This window comes from Mycolicibacterium peregrinum (genome assembly GCF_001665625.1).
In the GTDB taxonomy this organism is placed as follows: domain Bacteria; phylum Actinomycetota; class Actinomycetes; order Mycobacteriales; family Mycobacteriaceae; genus Mycobacterium; species Mycobacterium peregrinum_B.
Map to the genome: position 1 here is coordinate 1 of NZ_LZSY01000029.1, position 2,867 is coordinate 2,867.

The 2,867-nt window shown below is 65.9% G+C and carries 3 protein-coding genes and 1 pseudogene; all 4 read left to right on the plus strand.

The window, feature by feature from the left end; genetic code table 11:
* A partial coding sequence (locus A5779_RS04740; protein ID WP_236734648.1) for a hypothetical protein occupies positions 1-382 on the plus strand: 382 nt, incomplete at its 5' end.
* Positions 383-479: 97 nt separating this feature from the next.
* A complete protein-coding gene (locus tag A5779_RS04745) occupies positions 480-833 on the plus strand; it encodes a hypothetical protein (protein ID WP_064879469.1) in 354 nt (117 codons plus the stop codon).
* 113 nt (positions 834-946) lie between these two features.
* Positions 947-2,644: an IS21 family transposase gene (gene istA / locus A5779_RS04750; protein ID WP_082941529.1), complete on the plus strand. Its 1,698-nt coding sequence runs from the start codon at positions 947-949 to the stop codon at positions 2,642-2,644.
* A pseudogene (locus A5779_RS04755) lies at positions 2,641-2,867 on the plus strand (IS21-like element helper ATPase IstB); the annotation flags it as partial. The gene istA and the pseudogene A5779_RS04755, both read left to right, overlap by 4 nt.

Consider the following 2,867-nt stretch of genomic DNA (forward strand, 5'->3'; position numbering starts at 1 on the left):
CGGCTCCCACCACCCCGAGCTCTTCGGGGTTGACATCGCCACCCAACCGATTGACCGCACCCCCAGCGCTGACCAGCGCAACCAGTCACCACACCAAACGGAAGGACCGACCATGCCCGCACAGATCACCGACCCCTGGGCCACCACCGACCACGACCCCATCAGTATCGCCACCAACGCCGCAGCCACCCTCGAAGAGGCCCGCTCCGACATCCACGCCGCCAACGCCGCGATCGACGATCCCCACCGGCGCAACCAATACGCACTCTCCGCACGAGACAACGCCGTCACCGTGCTCTTGGCCGGCGACGCCAATCCCGACGAGCTCCGCCACGCCGAGCACTACCTCGCCGCCGCCGAAGCCATCATCGCCAACCCCTGAACCCACGGTGCCCCGGGGCCGTGCCGAGCAATCCGCGGCCCCGGGCGCACCACCAAACCCACACCAGCACAGTCAAACAACCATCAAGGAGGCCATCATGAGCTACTACAGCACCACCATTTGCAAAGACGGCGATCGCCACCAGGTCGTCACCCACTGGGACGACCACGACCCCAACCGATTCATCTACGCACCAGTGACCGTCACCGGCGAGATGACCGAACAGAAACTCGCAGACGCAGTCGCATCCCAGGGCTTTCGGATCGTCTCCAACGGATCCGACAACATCGGCCGCGGATGGGCCATCGTCGACCGTCACGATCACCGCTTCTACGACCCGATCAGCGGTGACTGGTACCTCTTCCTGAGCAACGAGCAGAAAGACGCCGTCACCGCCAGGTACCCCGGCGCCAGCGTGCCTGACTGTGACAAGTTGGTTTGGCCCCGGTAGGACGGTTTGAAGTGGCCCCATTTGCCGACTCGCCGGTGCGGTTATGACGGTTTGATTTGGCCCCACTCCACTGTTGATCCATCGAACAGAGTTGCGATGGAGAGGAGCCAGGTGTGGAGGATCGGGTGGAACAGTTCGCAGCGATTCGCCGTGATGCCCGCGTGGAGGGGTTGTCGATCCGAGAGTTGGCCGCCAAGTATCGGGTGCATCGCCGCACGGTGCGCCAAGCGTTGGCCAACCCGGTCCCACCGCCGCGTAAGACCCCGGCGCGGTCCTCGCCCAAACTCGAGCCGTTCAAGACCGCCATTGATGAGATGTTGTGGGCCGATACCACCGCGCCGCGCAAGCAGCGTCATACCACGCGGCGGATCCTGCACCGGCTGATTGACGAACACGGTGCCGGCGAGGGGTTGTCGTATTCGACGGTGCGTGACTATGTGCGGATCCGCCGGGCCCAGATCGATGTGGAGGTCGGTCGCCGGGTCGAAGTGTTTGTGCCCCAGGAACGCCCGCCCGCCGCGGAAGCCGAGGTCGATTTCGGTGAGGTGTGGGTGATGCTGGCCGGCGTGAAAACCCGCTGCCACATGTTCGTGTTCTGGCTAGCCCATTCTGGTAAGGCCATTCATCGGGTCTATCCAACTCAGGCTCAGGAAGCCTTCCTGGAGGGCCATATTGAGGCGTTCACTGCGATTGGCGGGATCCCAACCCGCCATATCCGCTACGACAATCTGACGAGTGCAGTCGCCGCGGTGCTGCACGGCCCCACAGATCGCCGCCGCACCGAAAATCAGAGGTGGGTGTTGTTCCGATCCCACTTTGGGTTTGATGCCTTCTACTGCCAGCCCGGAATCGCCGGGGCGCACGAAAAAGGCGGTGTGGAAGGCGAAGTCGGCCGCTTCCGGCGCAACCGGCTGACCCCGATGCCCGACGTCGACTCCCTGGCCGAGCTGAATGACCGGATCCGGGGGTGGGAGGCCGAGGACGATCACCGCCGCATCGCCGACCGGATCCGCACCGTCGGTGAGGATTTCGCCGCCGAACAACCCCTGCTGGCGCCGCTGCCGGTCGAACCGTTCGATCCCGGCCTGGTGCTCACCCCGCGAGTGGATCGGTCGTCGTTGATCACGGTGCGGATGGTCAAGTACTCGGTGCCGGTGCGGTTCATCGGCCGCAAGGTCCGCGTCTCATTGCGGGCCAACGAAGTGGTGGTGTTCGACGGCCGGACCCCGATCGCCGTCCACCCCCGCATCGCCGCCCGCAGCGGGGCCGGCGTGCAACTGGACCACTACCTAGAAGTGCTCAAGATCAAACCCGGAGCATTGCCGGGATCGTCGGCGTTGGCTGCGGCCCGGGCCGCCGGAACCTTCACCCCCGCCCACGAAGCGTTCTGGGCCGCAGCACGCCGGGTCAACGGCGACGCCGCGGGCACCCGCGAACTCATCGACGTGCTGTTGCTGCACCGCAGCATGGCTGAGACCGACGTCATCGCCGGTATCACCGCGGCGTTGAAGGTAGGGGCGGTCAGCGCCGATGTGGTCGCCCTGGAAGCCCGCCGCCACGCGGGAGCAGGTGGGGCCGAATCGGGCCGTCATCTGCCTGCTCACCCAGTCGGGCCCGAGCATCGGGTTGTCAGTTTGACCCAACGTCGACTGGCCGATCCCGCCGCGGTAATCGCTGGGCTGCCGGCCGATACCCGGCCCCTGCCCAGCGTCGGTGCCTACGACGAACTGCTGGCCCACCAACGCAGCGCTCCCGAGACTGCCACATCCACCGATCCGAGCACCACGAGTGAAGAGAGTCATGTGTCATGAGCCGCACTACTACCGTCACCTCCACCCTGCGTCGCCAACGCGGCCTGACCGAACCCGCCGCCCTGGCCGCGATCGACCAGGCTTGCCGGCGACTGCGGCTACCCACCATCCGCGCCGTGCTCGATGAAGCCCTGTCTGCGGCCAACCGCGAACAACTGTCGTATCAGGGGTTTCTGGCGGAGTTGCTGCTGGCCGAGTGCGACGACCGCGACCGCCGCTCCAC

What these genes read in the sequence shown, in the direction of transcription:
- A5779_RS04745 (WP_064879469.1), top strand. Translation starts at nt 480, where the DNA reads ATGAGCTACTACAGCACCACCATTTGCAAAGACGGCGATCGCCACCAG.